Genomic DNA, 19,952 nt, shown 5'->3' on the forward strand with positions numbered 1-19,952 from the left:
AGTTTTTTTGGTCCGCCCCGACAGCCGGGGCGGACGTGAGGAGTAGCAATCGTGGTCAAGAAAGCCATCCCGGGGCAGGGCAGCCCGGAATCCATCGACGAGAACGACAACGGAGCGGTGCTGCAGACAGTGGATGCCGGGTCCGTGGCCGCCGCCGTGCCGGCGCCACCGCCGCCAGCGGGCAAGCCGGCGCTCGACCTGATGAACCTGAAAGTGGAGAAGAGCTGTTCGCGCGGCCTCGCCAGCTGGCTCGCCGGCAACAAGCTTTCGCTGGCGATATCGTCCTACCAGAGCGGGCGCCTGTATCTGGTCGGCAGCGATCCCAAGGGCCGCGTGTCGTTTTTCGAGCGCATCTTCGAGCGGGCGATGGGCATCGTCGGCAACGCCCAGCGGCTCTACCTCGGCGGCCTCTATCAGCTGTGGCGCTTCGAGAACGTGTTGCGCCCGGGCGAGTCGATCCACCAGCAGTTCGACAAGTGCTACGTGCCGCGCAACGCGCAGACCATCGGCGATCTGGACATCCACGAGCTGGGCATCCGCAGGAACGGCAAGGTGGTGTTCGTCAACACGCGCTATTCGTGCCTGGCCGAACTCAGCCAGACGCACAGCTTCAAGGCGATCTGGAAGCCGGACTTCATCAGCAAGCTGGCGCCGGAGGATCGCTGCCACCTCAACGGCCTGGCCATGGTCGATGGCGAGCCGCGATACGTGACGGCGGTATGCCGCAGCGACAGCGTCGACGGCTGGCGCGACCGGCGCCATGACGGCGGCGTGGTGATCGACATCACCACCAACGAGATCGTCTGCGAAGGCCTGTCGATGCCGCACTCGCCGCGCTGGGCCAATGGCAAGTTGTGGTTGCTCAACGCAGGCACCGGCCACATCGGCTGGGTCGATTTCGCGGAACGGAAATTCGTGCCACTGGCCTTCGTGCCCGGTTTTGCGCGGGGCCTGTCGATCATCGGCAACGTCGCCGCCATCGGGCTTTCCAAGCCGCGCAACCAGCGCTTCGAAGGGTTGCAGCTCGACGAGGAACTGCGCCAGCGCGACGCCGATCCCTGGTGCGGCGTGCAGATCGTCTCGCTGGGCAACGGTGACGTGCTGAACTGGATCCGCTTCGAGGGCGACATCAGCGAGATCTTCGACATCTGCTTCCTGCCCAAGGTGCGCAATGCGATGGTGGTCGGCCTGCGCACGGCGGAGATCCGCGAGCTGATCACCTTCGAGTCCGAGCTCGAAGGCGCGGAGGCCGCCCCATGAGCCTGGGCAAGCTTCCCGGTACGGTGGCGACCGCCCTGGTGCTCTGCGCAGCCAGTGCGGCCACGTCCGCCGCGCCCGCCGCCGCGGCAGGCGACGCCGCCACCGTCCCGCTGGCGCCGCCGGCGACGACGGCAGCGTCGATCTTCCACGCGGTGGACGCCAACAAGGACGGCGCATTGTCGCCGCAGGAGTTCGCGGCGGGATACGCCGCCGTGCAGCGGCTGATGACCCTCGAAATCCGCTTGCGCGAACAGTTCGGCCGGGTCGATGCCGACCATGGTGGCTCCATCGACGCCAGCGAATACGCCAGGCTGATGCTGGTCAGGCGCGCGGGTGCAGCCGCTCCGCCGCTGGCCACGTTCGACGCCGACGGCAACGGATCGCTGAACTTCGCCGAGTACGTGGCCGCGATCCGCCGGCTGGCCGCGTTGCGGCCGGCGCCGACGTCGCCGGCGGCGAAGTAGGGACCAGCCATGTCGCACCCATCCGCGGACGGCCGCCCGAACACCGATCCCTCCTTCGAGATCATTCCGATCTGGCGGAATGTCTCGCCCGAACTGATCGCCGAGCTGTCCGGCCTGTGGGCGCAGACCGGCGCGATCGCCGATCCGGCCAGTGCGGCCACCCGCGGGCAGCAGGCGGTATGCATCGGCCGCGACGCGAACGGCGCGATTTGCGCCGTGGGCACCGCCGTCATCCGGACCCTGCCACGGCTGCGCCAGCCGATGTACTTCTATCGCCAGTTCTTCGCGCCGGGGTTTCGCGGCCAGCGGCAGACCGTGCCGTTCTTCAGGCGTGCCTGCGACATCCTGCAGGCCCATGAGGGGCAGCTCGCCATTCCCGAGGCCCTCGGCGTGCTGGTGGAACTGGAGAGTGCCCTGCTCGCGGCGCGTTACGTCCACGCCTGCGACCCGCATTCCGGCACCACCTTCATCGGCTACTCGCCACGGGGACTGCAGTTGCGGGTCTCCTACTTCGACGACGCCCGCCTGCTCGCGCCCGCGATGCCGGGTCGCCGCCGCGAAGGCGGCCGTTCGTCGCGGGAGTGACCGGCCCCGGCCGGTCGGCACCCTCGCTGCTATAGTTCGGGGTCAGCATGGCGGCCGCGAGGCGTCGGCATCCTTCGCGCGGACTTCCGCATCTCATCGGAAGGTCTGCGCCGGACGCGACCTGCTCCGGCTGCGTGCCCTTCAACTACCGAGTTTTCATGCATGGCCACAGGCAGCAACGTCTTCTTCCGCAATCTCACCCTGTTCCGTTTTTCCCCCGCCGTTGCCACTGATCTCGACCGCCTCGACGAGGCGCTGGCCGAGCATCGCCTGCGCCCGTGCGGGCCGCTGGAAATGTTCACCAAGGGTTTCGTGCCGCCGGTCGGGCGCGGCGAGGGCGAGCCGCTCACGCATTCGGTGAAGAAGTGCACCCTGCTCACCGTGGGCGGCGAGGACAAGCTGCTGCCGGCCGCGGTGATCAACGACGAGCTGCATCGCAAGGTGCAGAAGATCGCCGAGGAAGAGGGTCGCAAGGTCGGCGGCCGCGAGCGCAAGCGGATCAAGGAAGACCTGCTCAACGAGCTGCTGCCGCGCGCCTTCGTGCGGCAGTCGCGGATGTCGGCCTATGTCGACAAGAAGAACGGCTGGCTGGTGCTGGACACCTCCAGCCGCAAGTCGGCCGAGAACGCGCTGAGCCAGGTACGCGAGGCGCTGGGAAGCTTCCCCGCGGTGCCGCTGGCGCCGGAGGAAGGCCCGCGGGTGCTGATGACCGACTGGCTGGCCACCGGCAACCTGCCAGCCGGGCTGGCGCTGGGCGACGAGTGCGAGCTGCGCGACCCGGCTACCGCCACCGGCGCGATCGCCCGCTGCCGCCGTCAGGATCTGGACGCCGAAGAGGTCAAGGAGCACCTGCGCAACGGCAAGCAGGTGTTCATGCTCGGTCTCACCTTCGATGAGCGGATCAGCTTCGTGCTGGGCGAGGACCTGATCATCCGCAAGCTGAAGTTCCTCGACGTGGTGATGGACGAGATGGGCGACAGCCAGCAGGACGCCCAGGCCGAACTGGACGCCAGTTTCGCCCTGCTGACGCTGGAACTGGAGCGCCTGCTGGGCAAGCTGGAAGAGTGGTTCGGCCTGCCGCGTCCGGCCGATAGCTGAACGAAATATCCATACCCGTTTCACCCGCGCCCGCGCCATACTGGCAACCCCGTCGCTTTCCGGCGACGGGGTTCCCCGTTCGATCTACATGAGCCCAGGCAAGAGCAGGCAGGATCATGGCGCAGCATCTGGAAGGCGACTGGCTGGAACTGGCCACGGTGGGCGGCAGCCTGATCCGGGTGCTGAAGTCCGCCCATCCGCGTGCGCGCCGCCTGCGACTGACCATCACGCCGCAGGGCGCGCGGGTGACCTATCCGGTCGGCACCCATCCGGCCCAGGTCAACGCCTTCCTGCGCAACCATGCCGAGTGGCTGGAACAGAAGCTCGATGAGCTGAACCTGATCGTCGAGCCGTTGCCGCCGCTGCGGGTGGGCTATCCCTGCAACTTCCCGCTGCGCGGCGAGACGGCCGCGCTGGACTGGGCGGAAGGTCCGTATCCGCGGATCGAGGCGCATGGCGACGGGCTCACCCTGGTGATCCCGCGCCCGCACACCCGCGCGCTGCCGATCGCCCGTGGCCTGCTGGCCTCGCACCTGGAATCGCTGATCCGCCGCGATGTCTCGCGCTGGCTGGCCGCGTACGTGCCGCTGCTGGGGCTGGCGCCCACGTCGCTGCGCATCCGTCCGATGAAAAGCCTGTGGGGCAGCCTGGATACGCGCGACCGCATCAACCTCGACCTGGCGCTGGCGCTGGCGCCGCCGGCGGCGCTGCGCTACGTGCTGGTGCACGAGCTGTGTCACCTGAAGGTGCGCAACCACTCGCCGCGGTTCTGGGCCCAGGTGGAAAACCTGCTGCCCGGCTGGCGCGAGCAGCGTGACTGGCTGCGCCAGCACGGCGCCATCCTCAAGGCCGAACTCGACCGGCTGGTCGACGACGTGGCCGACTGAGCCGGCTTTCGGCGCGCGCCGCCTTGCGGGCTGCCGCGGATACCTTGATCATCCCGGCCCGCCGACCATGCGGCGGCCGACACTTCGTGGAGCAGACCATGCCATTCCCGACCCAGAGCGTGCTCAATGCGTTGTGGATTCTCTTCGTGGCGTACTGGATCTGGAGCGCACGCAAGGTCAAGGACACCCGTCGCACGGAGCCGGCCGGGTCACGCTTCCTCAAATACTGGCTGCCGCTGCTGCTGGCGGCGCTGCTGCTGGAGCCGGGCCGCCTGTACGGGGGCAGCGTGCTGGCGGCCCGCTTCGTGCCCGCGGCCGGCTGGGTCGTGGCGCTGGGTACGCTGATGACCGCGGCGGGACTGCTGTTTGCCTGCTGGGCGCGCCACGTGCTGGGCAACAACTGGAGCGCCGTGGTGCAGGTCAAGCAGGACCACGAGCTGATCGAAAGCGGCCCTTACGGGCTGGCGCGCCATCCGATCTACACCGGCCTGCTGCTGGCCTTCCTGGGCACGGCAGTGGCGCTGGGCGAATGGCGTGGCCTGCTCGCGTTCGCCATCGTGGCGGTGTCGTTCTGGTACAAGCTGCGCCTGGAGGAACGCTGGATGCGCGAGCAGTTCGGCGCGGCCTACACCGACTACATGCGGCGGGTGAAGGCGCTGGTCCCCGGCATTTTCTGAAGGCCGTCGTTCCGGGGCGCTCGATCCCTCGCCGCGGCTTGCTCCGGGCAAGCGGAAAAACCGGCGCGGGGAAGCCCCCGCGCGTTCAGCCCTTCCTGGGCTGGCGCACGTACTTGGTGCCCAGCAGCACGTCCCACAGCGACGAGGTCACCCCGAAATTGGTGTCGGGATGGTAGTGGTGCACGTGGTGTGCCCCGGCCCAGCGGCGCAGCAGCGGCTGCTTGAAGCGCACGTGGTGGATGATGAAGTGGCTGAGGCCGTACAGGATGTAGCCGAAGGTGATCGAACTGGCCAGCAGCAGGGCGAAGCCGGTCGGCATGATCGCCACGAACACGCCGGCGAGGAGCAGCAACACCACCGGCGGCAGGAAGAACGGCAGCGAGTCGTAGCCCAGCGGCCGGGCATGGTGCAGGTCGTGGCCCTGGGTGAACAGCGGGATGCGCGTGTGGAACAGCCAGCGATGAAAGAGGTATTCGATGAAGCTGAAGGCGAACAGGCCCAGCCCCAGCGCCAGCAGCGCGGTGAGCGCGCCGCCGTCGTGCTGTTGCCAGCCGAGTACCAGCAGCAGCAGGCACAACGCGCTGTCGATCGCCACCTCGGCCCAGTAGTTGGTCCGGGTCGAGGACATTCGCACGATGGCATCCACGCCGGTGCGCCAGAGGCTTTGGTTCATCGGTCGTTGCATTGTTCCCTTGCCACGCATGGATACGCCGGAGTGCGGCGCGATAACGGCATTCTCCCATGTTGTCACGCGCAATTCACGACAACCAGGCCGCATTAACGGTGTCTATTCAGTATTCCCGGGCCGCCGACACCCGCCGTCCGGTCAGTGCGACAGGGCGAAGCCGGTGAGGATCTGCGCGGTCTGCCCGGGCTTTTCCAGCATCGGCATGTGGTTGCACCCGTTGATGGTGCTGCTGCTGATCGCGCTGGAGGCACTCAGGCCGTTGCGCAGGCTGTCCAGCGCGGAGATGTCGACGACGCGGTCGTCGTGGCACCACAAGCCCAGCACCGGCATGCCCAGCTGGCCCAGCCGGTTCTGCACGGAAAGATATTCCGACGGATCGCGCAGCGTATTGAAGTTGCGTTCGATGAACGCCCGGTCGCGCTGGTTGCGCTTGACCATGACGTCGACGAAGCGCCCCGGCAGGTCGAGCGGCTGCTCGAACGCCAGCGAGGTGGCGCGCTCGAAGCCGGCGCGATCGTCGTAGACGAACGGGTTCCTGCCGGCTAGTGCCTCGCGGTCGAACGCATTCTGCTTGCCCTTCAGCCCGAACGCGTCGACCAGCGCCAGGCTGGCGACGTGTTCCGGATGTTCGCTGGCGTATACCGCGGCGATCGCGCCGCCCATCGAGTGGCCGACCAGCACGAAACGCTGGAGGCCCAGCGTGCCGACGAAACTGTCCAGCCGCGCCGCCTGCGCCTCGACGGTGTAGCTGGCGGCGCTGTCGCGCGAGGAATCGCCCCAGCCGGGCAGGTCGGGGATGATCAGGTGGAAGTGCGGCGTGAGCTCCTTGGCCATCTTCAGCCACACGCTGCGATCCGCGGCAAAACCGTGCAGCAGCACGATGGTGGGACCCTCGCCGCCTTCGTCGTAGACCCAGCGCGTATCGCCCGCCTGCACCGAATGCGTCTCCAGGTGCGCGGCCATCGCCTCGCGCTTGATGTTCGCCTGCAGCAGCCATTGCGGCGCGAACAGGTAGCTGCCGCCCAGCACGATCACCAGCAACGCGACCAGCCACGCCAGGAATTTCAGCCGGCGCAGCAGCATGCGTTTCCAGAGCGGGGTGGCGGTGTTTGTCGATGGCGGCATGATGGTTCTGCGTCGTTCGTTAGTGGGAACTGCTCCCTCCCCTGCAAGGCAAGGCAGGGGAGGGCTGGGGAGGAGTAGCTCTTGATCTGGATGGAAGATCAAGAGCGCAACCCCCTCCCCGACCTCCCCCTGCTGCGCAGGGGGAGGAGCCGTGTTGTTACTTCGCCTTCTTCGCCTTGGCGATGATGTTCTCCACCACCTGCTGGGTCAGCGGGTGGTAGCCGTCCTTCGCCTTCGCGTAGACCTGCTCGGCATAGGCCAGCCCTTCGGGCGTTTTCACGAAGGCCCGGTACAGCGGGGTGGTGAGGTACATGCGGCCGATCCGGGTCATGTGTTCGGCGGCGGCGTTCCACACGGCCCTGTCGCCGGCGGCAATCGCGTGGCTGTACCAGCGCATGCCGATTTCCGCGTTCGGCGTGCCGGTGAGATGCCAGGCGGCGTCCAGTTCCTGCATCTTCGCCAGCGGCGGCGCGTCCGGCAGGCGGTCGAGGAAGTACATCCACTCCTGGGTGTTCCAGCCCTTCGCATCGAGCGAGCCTGCGGCCAGCGAGCCGGCGAGGAAGTCGCTGCGTTCCTTGTCGATCGCGTTGAAGCGCGGGGACTCGGGCAGCGGCGCATCCTTCGGGATGCCTTCGCCGTAGACCCAGGCCTTCACCTCGTCCCAGCTCATCTTGCCGGGATACTTCTCGATCAGGTTCGGCTTCATGTAGTCGAGCATCTGCTCGGTGGTGATGCTGTGCCAGGCGAAGTGGGCGAAGTAGCCCTTCAGGTAGTTGTCGAAGTTCTCGCGGCCGAAGCGCTGCTCCAGCGTGCGCAGGAACCACGAGCCCTTGTCGTAGGCCACGTCGGACAGCGAATCGTCGGCGCCCACGCCGCGCGGATCGGGCGCCAGCTTCTGCGAGTTGGCGGGCATCTCGCCGATGCCCTTCTGCAACGCGCGCGCCGACAGCAGCGCCTCCTCGTCGGCCAGCGGCTTGCCGTACACCGCCTCGGTGATGCGGCCCTGCACGTAGGTGGTGAAACCCTCGTTGAGCCAGATGTCGCGCCACGCGGCGGACGTCACCAGGTTGCCCGACCACGAGTGCGCCAGCTCGTGCGAAACCAGCGAGACCAGGCTCTTGTCGCCGACCAGCACGGTCGGCGTGGCGAACGTCATGTTGGGGTTTTCCATGCCGCCGTACGGGAACGACGGCGGCAGCACCAGGATGTCGTAGCGGCCCCAGGCATACGGGCCGTACAGCTGTTCGGTGGTGGCGATCAGCTTCTCGGTGTCCTCGAATTCATGCGCGGCCTTGTCGACCACCGACGGCTCGGCATAGACGGCCGAACGCGGTCCGGTTTCCTTCACTGCGATGTCGCCGGCGCCGATCGCCAGCAGGTAGGACGGGATCGGATGCGGCTGGTCGAACTTGAAGTCGCCGTCCAGCGGATGCTTCGCGTCGTTGATCGCGCTCATCACCACGCGCACGTCCTTCGGCGCCTTCACGCGGGCGTCGTAGGTGAAGCGGATCGCCGGCGAATCCTGCAGCGGCACCCACGAGCGGGCGTGGATCGATTCGGACTGCGAGAACATGAAGGGCAGCTTCTTGTCCGCCGTCTGCGCCGGGGTCAGCCACTGCAGGCCGGTGGCGGTCGGCGCGGTGGTGTAGACGATGCGCACCCGCGCCGGGTGCTTCGGCGCGGTGATCGTCAGCTTGCTGCCCAGCTGCTTGTCGCGCGGGGCCAGTGCGTACTTCAGCGGCGTGGCCTTGCCGTCGGCGGCCAGCGCCTCGATCTTCGCGATCTTCAGGTCGCGCGTGTCCAGCACCAGCGACTGCGCCTCGGGATTCTTCCAGTCCAGCTTCAGCGTGGCCTGGCCGTCGAGCTGCTTGTGCGGAAAGTCGATCGTGAGGTCCAGATCCAGATGGGTCACCCGCACCTGATCGGGCTGCGCGTAGGAATTCGGATCGTTGGCGTAAGCGGCCAGCGGCAGGATCAATGCGCCGAAGGCGAAGGCGGGAAGAAGTCGCATGGAGAAACTCTCGGGCCGGAAAACCCGAGTATGCCATTGCTGCCGTTGGCGCCGCCCGTGACGAAAGCCGTGGCTCAGGGCAGTTCGCGTGCCGAATGCGGGTCGATCGCGTACGGATGCATCTTCACGAGGAAGCCCGGCTGCGCCTGCACCCGCGCCACCCATGCGCGAAAATGCGGGTATGCCTGCAACGACAGGTCGGCTTCTTCCGCGCGACTGGCGTAGGCGAACAGAGAGATGTCGGCGATGCCGTAATCGCCGCCGGCGATGAACGGCCGCGTCGCCAGCTCGTTCTCCAGGATCGCCAGCGTGCGCGCGGCGGCGTGGCGTTTCGTCACGATCAGTTCCGCCGGGCGACGTGCCAGCTTGCCGGTCATCGTCCAGTGCCGCAGCGCGCCGATCACCGACTCCACCCGCTCCTGCTCGAAGCACAACCACTGCTGCACCCTGGCGCGGCCGAACGCATCATCCGGCAGGTACGGAGTGCCGTCGGCGAGATACATCAGGATCGCATTCGACTCGGCCAGCACCCGACCATCGTCCAGCTCGATCGCCGGCACCGTGCCGGTTGGACTGATGCGCCGGTATTCCACGCTTTGGCCCTCGCCCTCGAAGATGCTGACCGGCACCGTGCGGTACGGCCGATCGAGATGATGCAGCAACTGGCGCACCTTCCAGGCGTTCTGAGAGGGGAGGTAGTCGTACAGGGTCAGCATCGCGAACTCCGGTGGAGAGATGCACCGATGGTGGCGAGCCCGGCCGCCGTGCAATATCCGTTTCTTGCGCTGCGAATGCTGGCCGCATCAACCCCACAGCGTCGGCTTCGCCACCATCAACCAGAACGTGGCGATCACGGCGAGGAAGGCCGGCCAGCCCAGCGCAAACCAGGTGCGCATGCAGCGATGGTAGGTCGGCGGCAGGGCGGTGCCGTTGCGCAGTGCGGCGGCGGCGAGGTTGCGCGCGCGCCATTGCAGCCAGACCACCGGCAGCCAGCAGGCGCCGGCCAGCAGGTATAGCGCGATGGCGGCCTGCAGCCACGGCGTGTGCAGGTCGAAACCCATCAGGCGCATCAGCAGGTAGCCGGACAGCGGCTGCACGATCACCGCCGGGGTGGTGAACAGGAAGTCCGCGCGTACGGTCAGCCGCGTGGCCACCGCGATGGCGGGGAGCTGGCCGCTGCGGTGGGTGAACCACATGAAGAAGGCGGTGCCCAGTCCGGTGCCGAACAGCAGGGTGGAGGAGAGGATGTGCACGGTTTTCAGCAGCACGTAGGCATTCATCGGCGTTCTTCCGTCGCCAGCAACAGCGCCAGTGCCGCGATCAGCGGCAGGTTCTTCAGCAGGCCGCCGAACGGGTCCAGCCAGTGGACGGGCCAGGCGATGCCGATGCCGAAGGTGTAGCCGAGCAGCATCGCCAGCATCAGGCCCAGCACGAGATGCGGCCGCCAGCGCAGCAGGCACAGCGTGCCCAGCAGCAGGTCGGCGCTGGCGGTGATGTGCGCCAGCGCGAGCAGGCTGCCGGCCGCGAGTGAACTGCCGGGCGCGGCGGCCACCACGTCGGTTGCCGGGGTCAGCCAGCCGACCACGCCCGAACCGATCCACAGCAAGGCCATCGACACGCGCAGCAGCGGCAGGCAGAAGTACAACCGCGCATGCCAGCGGTCCTGCACGTGGCTGGACGCTTCGGCCAGCGCGCGTTGCAGCGTTCGTGGCTGCAGGCCGAGGCGCTCGCGCAGGCGGGCGACGGCATCGACGGTGCCCACGTTGCCGCGTTCCAGCATGCGCCCGATGGTGTTGCCGAGCGGGCCGTTGCCGAGATGTTCGCCCAGCGCGCAGGCCATTCGCACCAGCGGCATTGGCACGGCGAGCGCGTACGCGTGCCCGAAGCCGAGCCAGCGTCGCCAGGCCAGCAGGTAGTCGCGCAGGGTCAGCACCTCGGGGCCGACCAGTTCGAGCATCTCGCGGGCGACTTGCGGCCGGGTCAGCGCCGCGACGACGGCCAGGCCGACGTCTTCGGCGGCGATCGGCTGCAGCGGCTGCGCGCCGCGGCCGGGTAGGGGCAGCAGGCCGGGCAGCCCGGCCTGCGCACGCAGCAGCGAACTGCCGCCGTACGAGCCATGTGCGCTGTAGACCAGCGACGGGCGCAGCACCAGCCAGTCCAGTTCCAGAGTGGCCAGCGCCGCATCGGCACGATGCTTGGAGGCGATGAACTCGCCGTCGGCGGGATCGCCCAGTGCGGAGACCTGGATCACCCGTCGCACGCCGGCCTGCACGCAGGCGCGGAACAGGGCCTGCGGCGCCTGCTCGTGCACCGCCGCGTAACCGTCGGCGCCGCGCTCGCGCAGGATGCCTGCACAGTTGACCACCGCCTCGATACCGGCGAGGCGGGGCAGCCAGTCCTCGCTGCGCACGTCGCGGGCCATGTCGCAGGCGATCGCGTCGAGTCTGGGGAAACGCGTGTCGAGGCGCGCGCCGCGCACGGCGCAGACGACGTCATGTCCGGCAGCGACCAGCGCCGCCACGATGTGCGCGCCGATGAAGCCGTAGGCGCCGGTGACCAGCACGCGCATGGACACTCCCTGGTTTGCCTTGCGGAGAACGATGACGGTGCGCTTCAGGCGTAGCGGTCGGCCAGCCGATCCGTCGCCTGCACCAGCTGGTCGACGATCGCCGGGTCGGCGGCGCTGTGGCCGGCCAGCACCACGTGCAGGTCCGCCTCGGGCCAGGCCTGGCTGAGGTCGTATGCGCTCGTCATCGGGCAGATGATGTCGTAGCGGCCGTGCACGATGGTGGCGGGGATGTGCCGGATGCGCTCGATGTCGCGCAGCAGCTGGTTCGGTTCGAGGAAGATGCGGTGGCGGAAGTAGTGCGCTTCCATGATCGCCAGGCTGACCGCCTTGTGCGGGTCCTCGAAGTCGCCACCGCCGTGGGGATCGTGCAGCAAGGTGGTGCTGCCGCCTTCCCATGCGCTCCACGCCTGTGCTGCGGCAAGCCGGGTCGCCTCGTCATTGCTGGTGAGCCGGCGCCAGTACGCTTCCAGCATCGAGTCGCGCTCGGCTTCGGGAATGAAGGCGAGGAAGCGCGCCCAGCGTTCGGGGAAGATCTGCGAAGCGCCGCCATCGACTTCGTTGAACCAGCGCAGTTCCGGTTCGCGGCCGAGGAAGATCCCGCGCAGCACCAGGCCGAGCACGCGCTCCGGATGCGTCTGCGCATAGGCCAGCGCCAGGGTGGAACCCCACGAGCCGCCGAACACCACCCAGCGCTCGATGCCTAGGTGTTCGCGGATCGTCTCGATGTCGGCGACCAGGTGCCAGGTGGTGTTGTCGGTGAGTTCGGCGAACGGCGTGGATTGCCCGGCGCCGCGCTGGTCGAACAGCACGATGCGGTAGCGCGCCGGGTCGAAGAAGCGACGGTGATAGGCGGACAGGCCGGCACCGGGGCCGCCGTGCAGGAACACCACCGGCAAGCCGTCAGGGTTGCCGCATTCCTCGACGTGCAGGGTGTGGATCGCGTCGACGGCGAGGCGATGGGTCTGGTAGGGCTCGATGGCGGGGTAGAAGTCGCGCATGGTGATCTTGGCGTGTCGCTGGAAAGGTGCAGCTTACGGGGAAATCGGCTTCGATGAAGTTCGACGCGGCGTGGACCCCACCCCTGCCCTCCCCTGCGGAGCAGGGGAGGGTATCCCGGTGGCGATGGAGTTTCGGGTGGCTCGCTCTGCTCCTCCCCCTGCCTGCAGGGGGAGGCCGGGAGGGGCTCAGGCGTCGAACTGCAGCGCCGCGGTGAGGTCGCCGGGTGGTGGGCCGCCGGCGGCGATCATCGAGGCGTCGCGCAGTTTCAGGCCGGGCAGTTGCTTGAGGCCGAAGCGGCGGGTGAGGAAGCGCAGGATCGAGCCGGTGTCGTAGAGGGTGTGGTCGACGAATCCCTTCTTCGCGTGGGGCGACACGATGATCGCGGGGATGCGCGAACCCGGTCCCCAGCGATCGCCTTTCGGCGGCGCCACGTGATCCCACCAGCCGCCGTTCTCGTCCACGGTGACCACCACCAGCATGTTCGGCCACAGCGGACTTTTCTGCAGCGCCGCTACCACCTGCGCCAGGTGTTCGTCGCCGGCATCCACGCTGGAGTAGCCCGCGTGCATGTTGAGGTCGCCCTGGGGTTTGTAGAACGACACCGGCGGCAGCGTGCCGGCTTCGATCGCGGCGATGAAGTGGTTGCTGTCGGCGCGGTTGCCCACGCCGGCGTCGCGCAGGTGCTGCGCGCGTGCCGGCGTGCCCGGCGCGAAGCTGCGGAAGTAGTTGAGCGGCTGGTGGTGGATCTGGAAGTTCGGTATTTCCGGGAACGCCTTGTGGTCGCCGTCGCCATGGCCGTCCAGCGCCAGCTGCCAGCCGCCGGCGTACCAGGCCCAGTCGACGCCGGCGTCGGACAGCGCATCGCCGATACTGGCGTGCACCTGCGGTGGCAAGGTGTTGTGGCTGTCCGGATCGGCGAAGCGCGGGTCGCGCTTGTCGTGGCTGAAGGCGGGCGCGTAGGCCGGCCCCATCGTGTTGACCGCCCAGAAGTCCGGCGTCAGTGCATCGCGCGAGGCGAACTCCGGCCGACCCTGCATCGCGCTGGCAGGGGAATCCTCGGCCATCACGCGCTGGAGGCCGGTCGGGTCGTCGCCTTCGACGGTGGCGATCTGGATTTTCGCCGGGTGCCGGTCGGCGTGCGGGAAATACGGCGGCTGCGCGGCGGCCAGGTATTGATGGTTGAGGAAGGAACCGCCGAACGCGCCCATGAAGAAGTTGTCGCACAGGGTGAATTGTTCGGCGAGCTTCCACAGCCGCAGGTTGGCCGCGCCGTCGCCGTAGTGGCCCATCGTCATCGCGCCGGTGTTGCCCCAGGCCACGAAGCCGTCGTTCCTGCCGCCGTTGATCTGCAGCTGGTTCTCGTAGAAGCGGTGCACCAGGTCGCGGGTGATCACGCCGTGCGGCAGTGCGTCGCCCTCGGGCGTGCGCAGGACGAACGGGCGGTTGGGCAGGCCGCGGATCGCGTCTTCCCCGATCTGGTAGTGGCGGCCGTCGACGGTCTGCGCGTGTGGCGCCAGGCCACCCCATACCGGCGGCAATTCGTCGAGCAATCGACCATCGCGATCGCGCTGGCGGTAGGCGGGCGAGTCGAGCGCCTGCAGCGGTTGCGCCAGCCCGGGGAAGTTCGCGAACAGGTTGTTGAAGCTGCGGTTCTCGGCGTACAGCACCACCACGTGATGGATGTGCTGGCGCAGCTGCGCATCGAGTGCCGCGTCGCCTGCGCCCGGCGCCGTGGCTGCGCGGCGCTCGCCGAACGGCTGGCAGCCGCTCACGCCGAGCGCGGCACCGGCCATCGCGAGGCCGCCGAGCAGGCGGCGGCGTTGCGGATCGGTGGGCGCGTCGGTGGTGGTCGAAGGGGGCGGGGTGGTGGGCTTGTCGGTCATGGGATGGTCGCAGGGGAGAGGGTCAGTCGCGTGACGCGGCGAGTGCGGCGTTCCACATCGCGCGGGTCAGCGGGCGGTGTTCGTGCGGCGTCTGCAGCACGATCAGGGTGGTGGTGCTGTTGCTGGCGCCGGTCTTGAGCAAGCGGTCGAGCACCGATTCCAGGTGGCCGATCGACATCGCCACCACGTGCAGCAGGGCGGAATCCTCGCCGGCCAGGCGGCGACACTCAAGCACCTCGGGGATGTCCTCCACCAGTGCGCCGATGCGCGCGCAGGTGACGCCGTCGCAACGCAGGCGGATCATCGCGCTGATGCCGTAGCCCAGCCGCCGGGGGTTCACCGTGGCGCGGTAGCCGCTGATCACGCCGGCCTCCTCCAGCCGCTTCACCCGCTCGGCGACCGCCGGTGCGGACAGCCGCACCTTGCGGCCCAGCTCGGCGTAACCCAGGCGCGCATCCTGCTGCAGCGCTTCGAGCAGCTGCCAGTCCTTCGCGTCCAGTTCGGGCTTTGATTCCATGACTTTCGATTCCAAGGCAGGATCAGGTATCGATGAATTCGATCGCTGGCGAAACAGCGTGAAAACGCTTCGGTGCATTATTCCTCGGCGCGACCGGCAAGACTAGGATGCGCACTTCCCCGTTTCAGGAATGCGTCCCCATGGGTACCGTTGACCGCCTCGATGGCCGCGCGCTGCTGGCCATCGCGATCGCCCTGCTCACCTGGTCGTCGGCGTATGCCGCGATCGCCTATGCGTTGCCCTCGTTCACCCCGGGCGAGGTGGCCTTTGCGCGGCTGCTGACCGGCTCGCTGTGTTTCGCCGTCCTGCTGTGGGTGAAGCGGGTGCCCCTGCCGGCGCCGCGTGACTGGCCGCAACTGGCGTTGCTCGGCGTGCTCGGCCTCACCGTCTATCACCTGTGCCTGAACTACGCCGAGACGCGGATCGCCAGCGGCACCGCCTCGATCCTGATCTCGCTGGTGCCCGCGGCCACCGCGGCGGTGTCGGCGTTCTGGATCGGCGAGCGCCTGACCCTGCGCACCTGGATCGGCCTGGCGCTGGCCCTGCTCGGCACGGTGCTGGTGGTGCTGGCCAGTGGGCAGCGGGTGGAGGTGGACCCGCACGCCTTGCTGGTGCTGGTGTGCGTCGCCGTCTCGGCGATCTTCTTCGTGGGCCAGAAGGCGCTGTTCGCCCGCAGCAGCATGGTCGGCGTCACCGCGTTCGCGATGTTCGCCGGCACGCTCGGCGCGCTGCCGTTCGGCTGGCATCTGCCGCAGGCGCTGGTGGCCGCGTCGTGGTCGCACATCGGCGCGCTGCTGTGGCTGGGCATCGCGCCCACCTTCATCGGCTACCTGGCCTGGAACATGGCGGTGAACCGTGCCTCGGCTTCGCAGGTCAGCAGCTTCATCTACCTGTCGCCGCCGATCGCGCTGCTGATCGGCTGGCTGTGGCTGCGCGAGGTGCCGAACGCGCTGATCCTGGTGGGCGGCGCGGTCACCATCGGCGGCGTGGTGCTGGCCAACGCACGGCGGCGGCCCGTGCGGGTCGCGCCGCCGATCGAAACCTGCGAACAGAACTGACTGACCCGGGAGGACTGCCACATGTACCAGCTGCACATCGCCAACAAGAACTATTCGTCGTGGTCGTTGCGGCCGTGGCTGCTGCTCAGCGAGCTGGGCATTCCGTTCGAAGAACACCTGGTGACGTTTGCCCAGGGCAATGGCGCCAGCTGGCAGGCGTTCCGCGCGTTCTCGCCCAGCGGCAAGGTGCCGTGCCTGCACGACGGTGAGCGCGTGGTGTGGGATTCGCTGGCGATCGCCGAATACCTGGCCGAACGTCATATGGACGTATGGCCGTCCGATCCGGACGCACGCGCCTGGGCGCGTTGCGCCGCCGCGGAGATGCACGCGGGCTTCGCGGCCCTGCGCAACCAGTGCGGCATGAACTGCGGCCTGCGCATCCGCCTGCCCGACGAGCTGCCGGCGGCGCTGCAGGGCGACATCGCACGCATCGATGAATTGTGGAGCGAAGGGCTGGCCCGGTTTGGCGGGCCGTTCCTGGCCGGCGCGAAGTTCGGTGCCGTCGATGCGTTCTTCGCGCCGGTGGCCTTCCGCATCCAGAGCTACGGCCTGCAGCTTGGCGCGCCATCCTCGGACTATGCGCAACGGCTGCTGGCGCTGCCCGGCATGCGCCGCTGGTATGACGCCGCGCTGCAGGAGAGCTGGCGCGACGAGGAACACGAGCGCGAGGCGCGGCAGTCGGGCACGGTCTGGCAGGACCTGCGCGCGCCGGCGAGCTGAGGCGCGCCGCGCGCTCAGTTCAGCCGCGTCACGCGAACGACGGCGGGATCGTCGGCATGCTCCAGCAGCAGGCACTTCACCCGTTCCTGCCACGCCTGGCCGAAGGCCGCGCGCTGTTCCGGCGTGGCCTGCGGATCGAGCGCCGCCCCCAGCAGCGGGCGCAGGCTGGCCGGCGCGGGGACATCGCCGAGATCCAGCGCCACCGACACGCTCTTTCCGTTGTCGCGTCGATGCACCCGCAGGCCCGCACCTGCGTCAGGCGTGGAGAAGTGCAACAGCGAATGCCGGGCGAAGCGGCCGGCAATGCCGTGGAAGCCGTTGGCTGCGGCGGCGCCGGTGACCAGGGTGAACACCTGGCCGATCACGCCGTTGACGCCCTCGTCTTCCGCGCCCGCCATTTCCACGCTGACGCCGCCGCGTTCGGCGGGGCCATCGGGATAGAGCGCGCGCAACGCGGCACGCGCCATCAGCCAGGCGCCGGCCACGGTGGGACAGGAGTGGCCGGCCAGCCGCACGGCGTCGATGTAGCGGTAGTCGATCAGGCCGTCGTCGGCCGCGCCAAGCAGGTCCGCCAGCGGATCGCGCACGGTGATCGCCGGCGCCTCGTCGAAGAAGGGCGGATAGCGCATCACTCCACCGGCAGGCCGGTGATGCCGAAATCGATCACCACGGCGTCCGCGTCGCGCTGGCGGTAGGTCACGCTGAGGTTGTCGCCGAGGCGTTCGCGCAACTGGGCGATCAACGGAATCGGATCGTGGTCGTTGACGAAGCGCATCGTCTCGCCCGAACGCAGCGCGCCGATCGCGCCGAAGATCGCCGAATGGCGAAAGCGGCGGGCCACCCCGCGCGCGTCGAAAAGGTGGGTGTTCTGTTCGGCAATGATGTCGCTGGACATGGGGCGGGCTCGTCGGGAAAGGGAGCCCAACATACGCCGCGCGTCGCGGCAGGCCACTGATCTGGATCAGGACGATCCCGGTCCCGGTTGAGGCCGCTGCCGGCTGATGCCCGCATCTGCGATGATTTGCTTCCGGATTCGCGACGGCATGAGCGGAAACCGCGGCTGTCGAGGCGTATATTCCCGCAAAGATCCCGCCTGCCCGTGCAGCGCCCGACGCATCGCGCCGAGGTGGCCCGGACGAGCCTGCCCGTGACACCACTGACGAAGGAATGGAGTTCGCAAGATGCGTCTTGGCTATCTTGGATTACTGGCGCTGGTGCTTCCGGCCGCCCATGCAACGAGTCCGCCCCTGTTGCGGCTGGACACCACGCCCGCCCGGGCGGCCATGGTGAGCCCGGCCAGGACACCTGTGGTGCTTGATGAAAACGCCGCGCTTGCCGCGATGCAGACTGGTGGCCTGTGGCTGGACAATCCGGCGGGCGGACGCAGCTATGTCCGCTACGTACGGCATGAAACCTTTCCCAATGGCGACTGGACCTGGATCGGCAGTGTCGATACGCAGCATGGTCCGCAGTCGGTGGTGCTGACCTTCGGCGCGCATGCCAGTTTCGGCAATATCCCGCAGGCCACCGGCGCCTCCTTGCGCATCTACACGGATCGCACGGGCAGCTGGTTGATGGCGCCGGCGGCGCAGTCGCGACTGCGCCAGCATGCATTGGGACCGGGCCGCAACGATGCGCGGATTCCTCCACGCGACGCGCGAAAGGCATCGTTCGCGACCGCAGGAATGAGTCTGGCGGCACAGCAGGCGGCGATCAGCCCGCCAACCTCCCCGCCGACCGGCACCACCCTGGTCGACGTGCTGGTGGCCTACACACCGGACATGGTCCAGCAGCTGGGTTCCACCGACAACGTGCTGACCCGCATCCATTACCTGATCAGCTACGCCAACCAGGCCTATGCAAACAGCCAGGTCGACATGCGCGTGCGGCTGGCGCGCGCGGTCCCCGTCGACTACACCGCCTCCACGTCCAACGAGCAGGCACTGGACGACCTGACCACGGTCGGCGGCACCACGGCCCTGGAGCCGTTGCATGCGCTGCGCGACCGCTACGGTGCCGATCTCGTCGCGCTGTTGCGTCATTTCGACAACGCACGGGATGGCAGCTGCGGCAATGGCTGGCTCAGTGGCGGCGACGGAACCTCGATCACCGACTACTACGATTTCTCCGCCGGCTATGGCTTTTCGGTGGTGAGCGACGGTTCCGACGAGAGCGGTTACTACTGCGAAGACAAGTCCTTTACCCACGAACTTGGCCACAACATGGGCCTGGCCCATGACGTGGACAACGCCGACGGCACCGGCGCCTATCCGTATGCCTACGGTTACAAGAAGACGGTCGGCTCGGGCGGCTTCGGCACCATCATGGCCTACGAGGACGCGGGGCAGGATTCGACCCAGGTGTTCTCCAGCCCGCAGCTGACGATCTGCCAGAATTTCCCCTGCGGCGTGCAGGATCAGGCTGACAACGCGCGCGCGCTGCGGCAGACCGACTGGCTCATCGGGGGCTTCCGGCACAACCGGATCGCGCCATTCAACGCCGACGGCGACACCACCTCCGACCTGCTCTGGCACAACCCGAACGATGGCCGGATGGTGTATTGGCCGATGCTTGGGGCAGTCCACGATGGCTATCGCAACCAGTCAGTCAGCACCTCGCTGCGGCTGCTTGGTACCGGCGATTTCAATGGCGACGGCTTCGTCGACTTGTTGTGGGCCGACAGCAGTCGTCGCATGACCATCTGGCTTGGCGGTCGGAATGCCGGCAAGAGCGACTATGTCGCCAGCAGCTTCGGCACTTACAACAGCAATGACTGGTATCTGGCCGGCATCGGCGATGTCGACGGCGACGGCAAGGACGATCTGGTCTGGCACAACCAGGTGCAGGGCACGCTCGCCTACTGGCTGATGGACGGTCCCGGCAGGAAGTCGGCGCGCAGCATCGACGTCAACAAGGCCTACCGTGTTCTGGGCGTCGGTGATTTCAACGGTGACGGGCTGGTCGACGTCCTGTGGGGCAACGCGCAACGCACGATGTATGTGTGGCTGGGCAATGGCAGCACGTTCTCGATCAATGCCTTCGGTTCCTACAACGCCGGTGGCTGGAAGCTGAAAGGCACCGGTGATGTCGACGGCGACGGCAAGGACGACCTGCTCTGGTACAACCAGAGCCAGGGCACGTTCGCCTACTGGACGATGAATGGCGCCAGCAGGAAGGGAGCGAAGAGCTTCACGGTCAATGCGGCTTACGACGTGCTGGCCACCGGCGACTTTGACGGCAACGGCGTGGTCGACATCATGTGGGGCAATGCTTCGCGAGTGCTGTATGCCTGGCTCGGCAATGGCAACACCTTCGACGTACAGGCGGCCGGAAGCTACTCGACGGGCGGCTGGAAGGCGATCAATCGCAAGGGCGTGACCGACGCGGACATGGCGACGCCCTGAAGCGAGG

20 protein-coding genes are annotated in these 19,952 nt (G+C 67.9%); 9 read left to right on the forward strand and 11 right to left on the reverse strand.

Annotation, left to right across the window (positions count from 1 at the left end):
* Positions 1 to 51 precede the first annotated feature (51 nt).
* The 6 genes from I6J77_RS01825 (at position 52) to I6J77_RS01850 (ending at position 4,971) form a co-directional block, all read left to right on the forward strand.
* Positions 52 to 1,260: a TIGR03032 family protein gene (locus tag I6J77_RS01825; protein ID WP_204110345.1), complete on the forward strand. Its 1,209-nt coding sequence runs from the start codon at positions 52 to 54 to the stop codon at positions 1,258 to 1,260.
* The gene (locus I6J77_RS01830) at positions 1,257 to 1,724 is read left to right on the forward strand and encodes an EF-hand domain-containing protein (RefSeq protein WP_204110346.1); all 468 of its coding nucleotides are present in this window, start codon (positions 1,257 to 1,259) and stop codon (positions 1,722 to 1,724) included. The genes I6J77_RS01825 and I6J77_RS01830 overlap by 4 nt, the downstream gene beginning before the upstream one ends.
* A gap of 9 nt (positions 1,725 to 1,733) precedes the next feature.
* Positions 1,734 to 2,309, forward strand: a complete 576-nt coding sequence (locus I6J77_RS01835; RefSeq protein ID WP_204110347.1) for a hypothetical protein — start codon at positions 1,734 to 1,736, stop codon at positions 2,307 to 2,309.
* A gap of 162 nt (positions 2,310 to 2,471) precedes the next feature.
* Positions 2,472 to 3,407 (forward strand): recombination-associated protein RdgC, encoded by a 936-nt coding sequence (locus I6J77_RS01840; RefSeq protein ID WP_056763470.1) that lies wholly within the window; start codon positions 2,472 to 2,474, stop codon positions 3,405 to 3,407.
* Between the two features lie 116 nt (positions 3,408 to 3,523).
* Positions 3,524 to 4,294: a M48 family metallopeptidase gene (locus tag I6J77_RS01845; protein ID WP_056713596.1), complete on the forward strand. Its 771-nt coding sequence runs from the start codon at positions 3,524 to 3,526 to the stop codon at positions 4,292 to 4,294.
* 98 nt (positions 4,295 to 4,392) lie between these two features.
* Complete coding sequence (locus tag I6J77_RS01850; protein ID WP_239309143.1) at positions 4,393 to 4,971, forward strand: isoprenylcysteine carboxylmethyltransferase family protein; 579 nt, start codon at positions 4,393 to 4,395, stop codon at positions 4,969 to 4,971.
* Between the two features lie 85 nt (positions 4,972 to 5,056).
* Here I6J77_RS01850 and I6J77_RS01855 read toward each other — a convergent pair whose 3' ends face one another.
* The 9 genes from I6J77_RS01855 to I6J77_RS01895 form a co-directional block, all read right to left on the reverse strand.
* Positions 5,057 to 5,644 carry a sterol desaturase family protein gene (locus I6J77_RS01855; protein ID WP_204110349.1) on the reverse strand — a complete coding sequence of 196 codons (588 nt, stop codon included), beginning with the start codon at positions 5,642 to 5,644 and terminating at the stop codon, positions 5,057 to 5,059.
* A 153-nt stretch (positions 5,645 to 5,797) separates the two neighbouring features.
* A complete protein-coding gene (locus tag I6J77_RS01860; protein WP_204111367.1) occupies positions 5,798 to 6,742 on the reverse strand; it encodes an alpha/beta fold hydrolase in 945 nt (314 codons plus the stop codon).
* A gap of 199 nt (positions 6,743 to 6,941) precedes the next feature.
* Positions 6,942 to 8,795: a M1 family metallopeptidase gene (locus I6J77_RS01865; RefSeq protein ID WP_204110350.1), complete on the reverse strand. Its 1,854-nt coding sequence runs from the start codon at positions 8,793 to 8,795 to the stop codon at positions 6,942 to 6,944.
* Between the two features lie 74 nt (positions 8,796 to 8,869).
* Positions 8,870 to 9,511, reverse strand: coding sequence for a glutathione S-transferase family protein (locus I6J77_RS01870; RefSeq protein WP_204110351.1), 642 nt, complete (start codon positions 9,509 to 9,511; stop codon positions 8,870 to 8,872).
* A gap of 87 nt (positions 9,512 to 9,598) precedes the next feature.
* Positions 9,599 to 10,075, reverse strand: a complete 477-nt coding sequence (locus I6J77_RS01875; protein ID WP_204110352.1) for a DUF2269 domain-containing protein — start codon at positions 10,073 to 10,075, stop codon at positions 9,599 to 9,601.
* Positions 10,072 to 11,364 carry an NAD(P)H-binding protein gene (locus I6J77_RS01880; protein WP_204110353.1) on the reverse strand — a complete coding sequence of 431 codons (1,293 nt, stop codon included), beginning with the start codon at positions 11,362 to 11,364 and terminating at the stop codon, positions 10,072 to 10,074. The genes I6J77_RS01875 and I6J77_RS01880 overlap by 4 nt, the downstream gene beginning before the upstream one ends.
* Positions 11,365 to 11,408: 44 nt before the next feature.
* Positions 11,409 to 12,362, reverse strand: a complete 954-nt coding sequence (pip, locus tag I6J77_RS01885; protein ID WP_204110354.1) for a prolyl aminopeptidase — start codon at positions 12,360 to 12,362, stop codon at positions 11,409 to 11,411.
* A 186-nt stretch (positions 12,363 to 12,548) separates the two neighbouring features.
* Positions 12,549 to 14,246, reverse strand: coding sequence for an acid phosphatase (acpA, locus tag I6J77_RS01890; RefSeq protein WP_204110355.1), 1,698 nt, complete (start codon positions 14,244 to 14,246; stop codon positions 12,549 to 12,551).
* Between the two features lie 22 nt (positions 14,247 to 14,268).
* A complete protein-coding gene (locus I6J77_RS01895; protein WP_204110356.1) occupies positions 14,269 to 14,763 on the reverse strand; it encodes an Lrp/AsnC family transcriptional regulator in 495 nt (164 codons plus the stop codon).
* A 140-nt stretch (positions 14,764 to 14,903) separates the two neighbouring features.
* Between I6J77_RS01895 and I6J77_RS01900 the strand changes: the two genes are divergently transcribed.
* Positions 14,904 to 15,821, forward strand: a complete 918-nt coding sequence (locus I6J77_RS01900) for a DMT family transporter (protein WP_204110357.1) — start codon at positions 14,904 to 14,906, stop codon at positions 15,819 to 15,821.
* Between the two features lie 21 nt (positions 15,822 to 15,842).
* A complete protein-coding gene (locus I6J77_RS01905) occupies positions 15,843 to 16,541 on the forward strand; it encodes a glutathione S-transferase family protein (RefSeq protein WP_204110358.1) in 699 nt (232 codons plus the stop codon).
* Between the two features lie 14 nt (positions 16,542 to 16,555).
* Here I6J77_RS01905 and I6J77_RS01910 read toward each other — a convergent pair whose 3' ends face one another.
* Both I6J77_RS01910 and I6J77_RS01915 read right to left on the reverse strand, forming a co-directional pair.
* On the reverse strand, positions 16,556 to 17,170 hold the full coding sequence (locus tag I6J77_RS01910) for a hypothetical protein (RefSeq protein ID WP_204110359.1): 615 nt from the start codon (positions 17,168 to 17,170) through the stop codon (positions 16,556 to 16,558).
* Positions 17,170 to 17,436 carry a DUF2249 domain-containing protein gene (locus tag I6J77_RS01915; protein ID WP_204110360.1) on the reverse strand — a complete coding sequence of 89 codons (267 nt, stop codon included), beginning with the start codon at positions 17,434 to 17,436 and terminating at the stop codon, positions 17,170 to 17,172. Before I6J77_RS01915 ends, I6J77_RS01910 begins: the two co-directional genes overlap by 1 nt.
* Before the next feature lie 286 nt (positions 17,437 to 17,722).
* Between I6J77_RS01915 and I6J77_RS01920 the strand changes: the two genes are divergently transcribed.
* Positions 17,723 to 19,945, forward strand: coding sequence for a reprolysin-like metallopeptidase (locus I6J77_RS01920; protein ID WP_204110361.1), 2,223 nt, complete (start codon positions 17,723 to 17,725; stop codon positions 19,943 to 19,945).
* Positions 19,946 to 19,952 lie beyond the last annotated feature (7 nt).

It is taken from the genome of Rhodanobacter sp. FDAARGOS 1247, assembly GCF_016889805.1.
In the GTDB taxonomy this organism is placed as follows: domain Bacteria; phylum Pseudomonadota; class Gammaproteobacteria; order Xanthomonadales; family Rhodanobacteraceae; genus Rhodanobacter.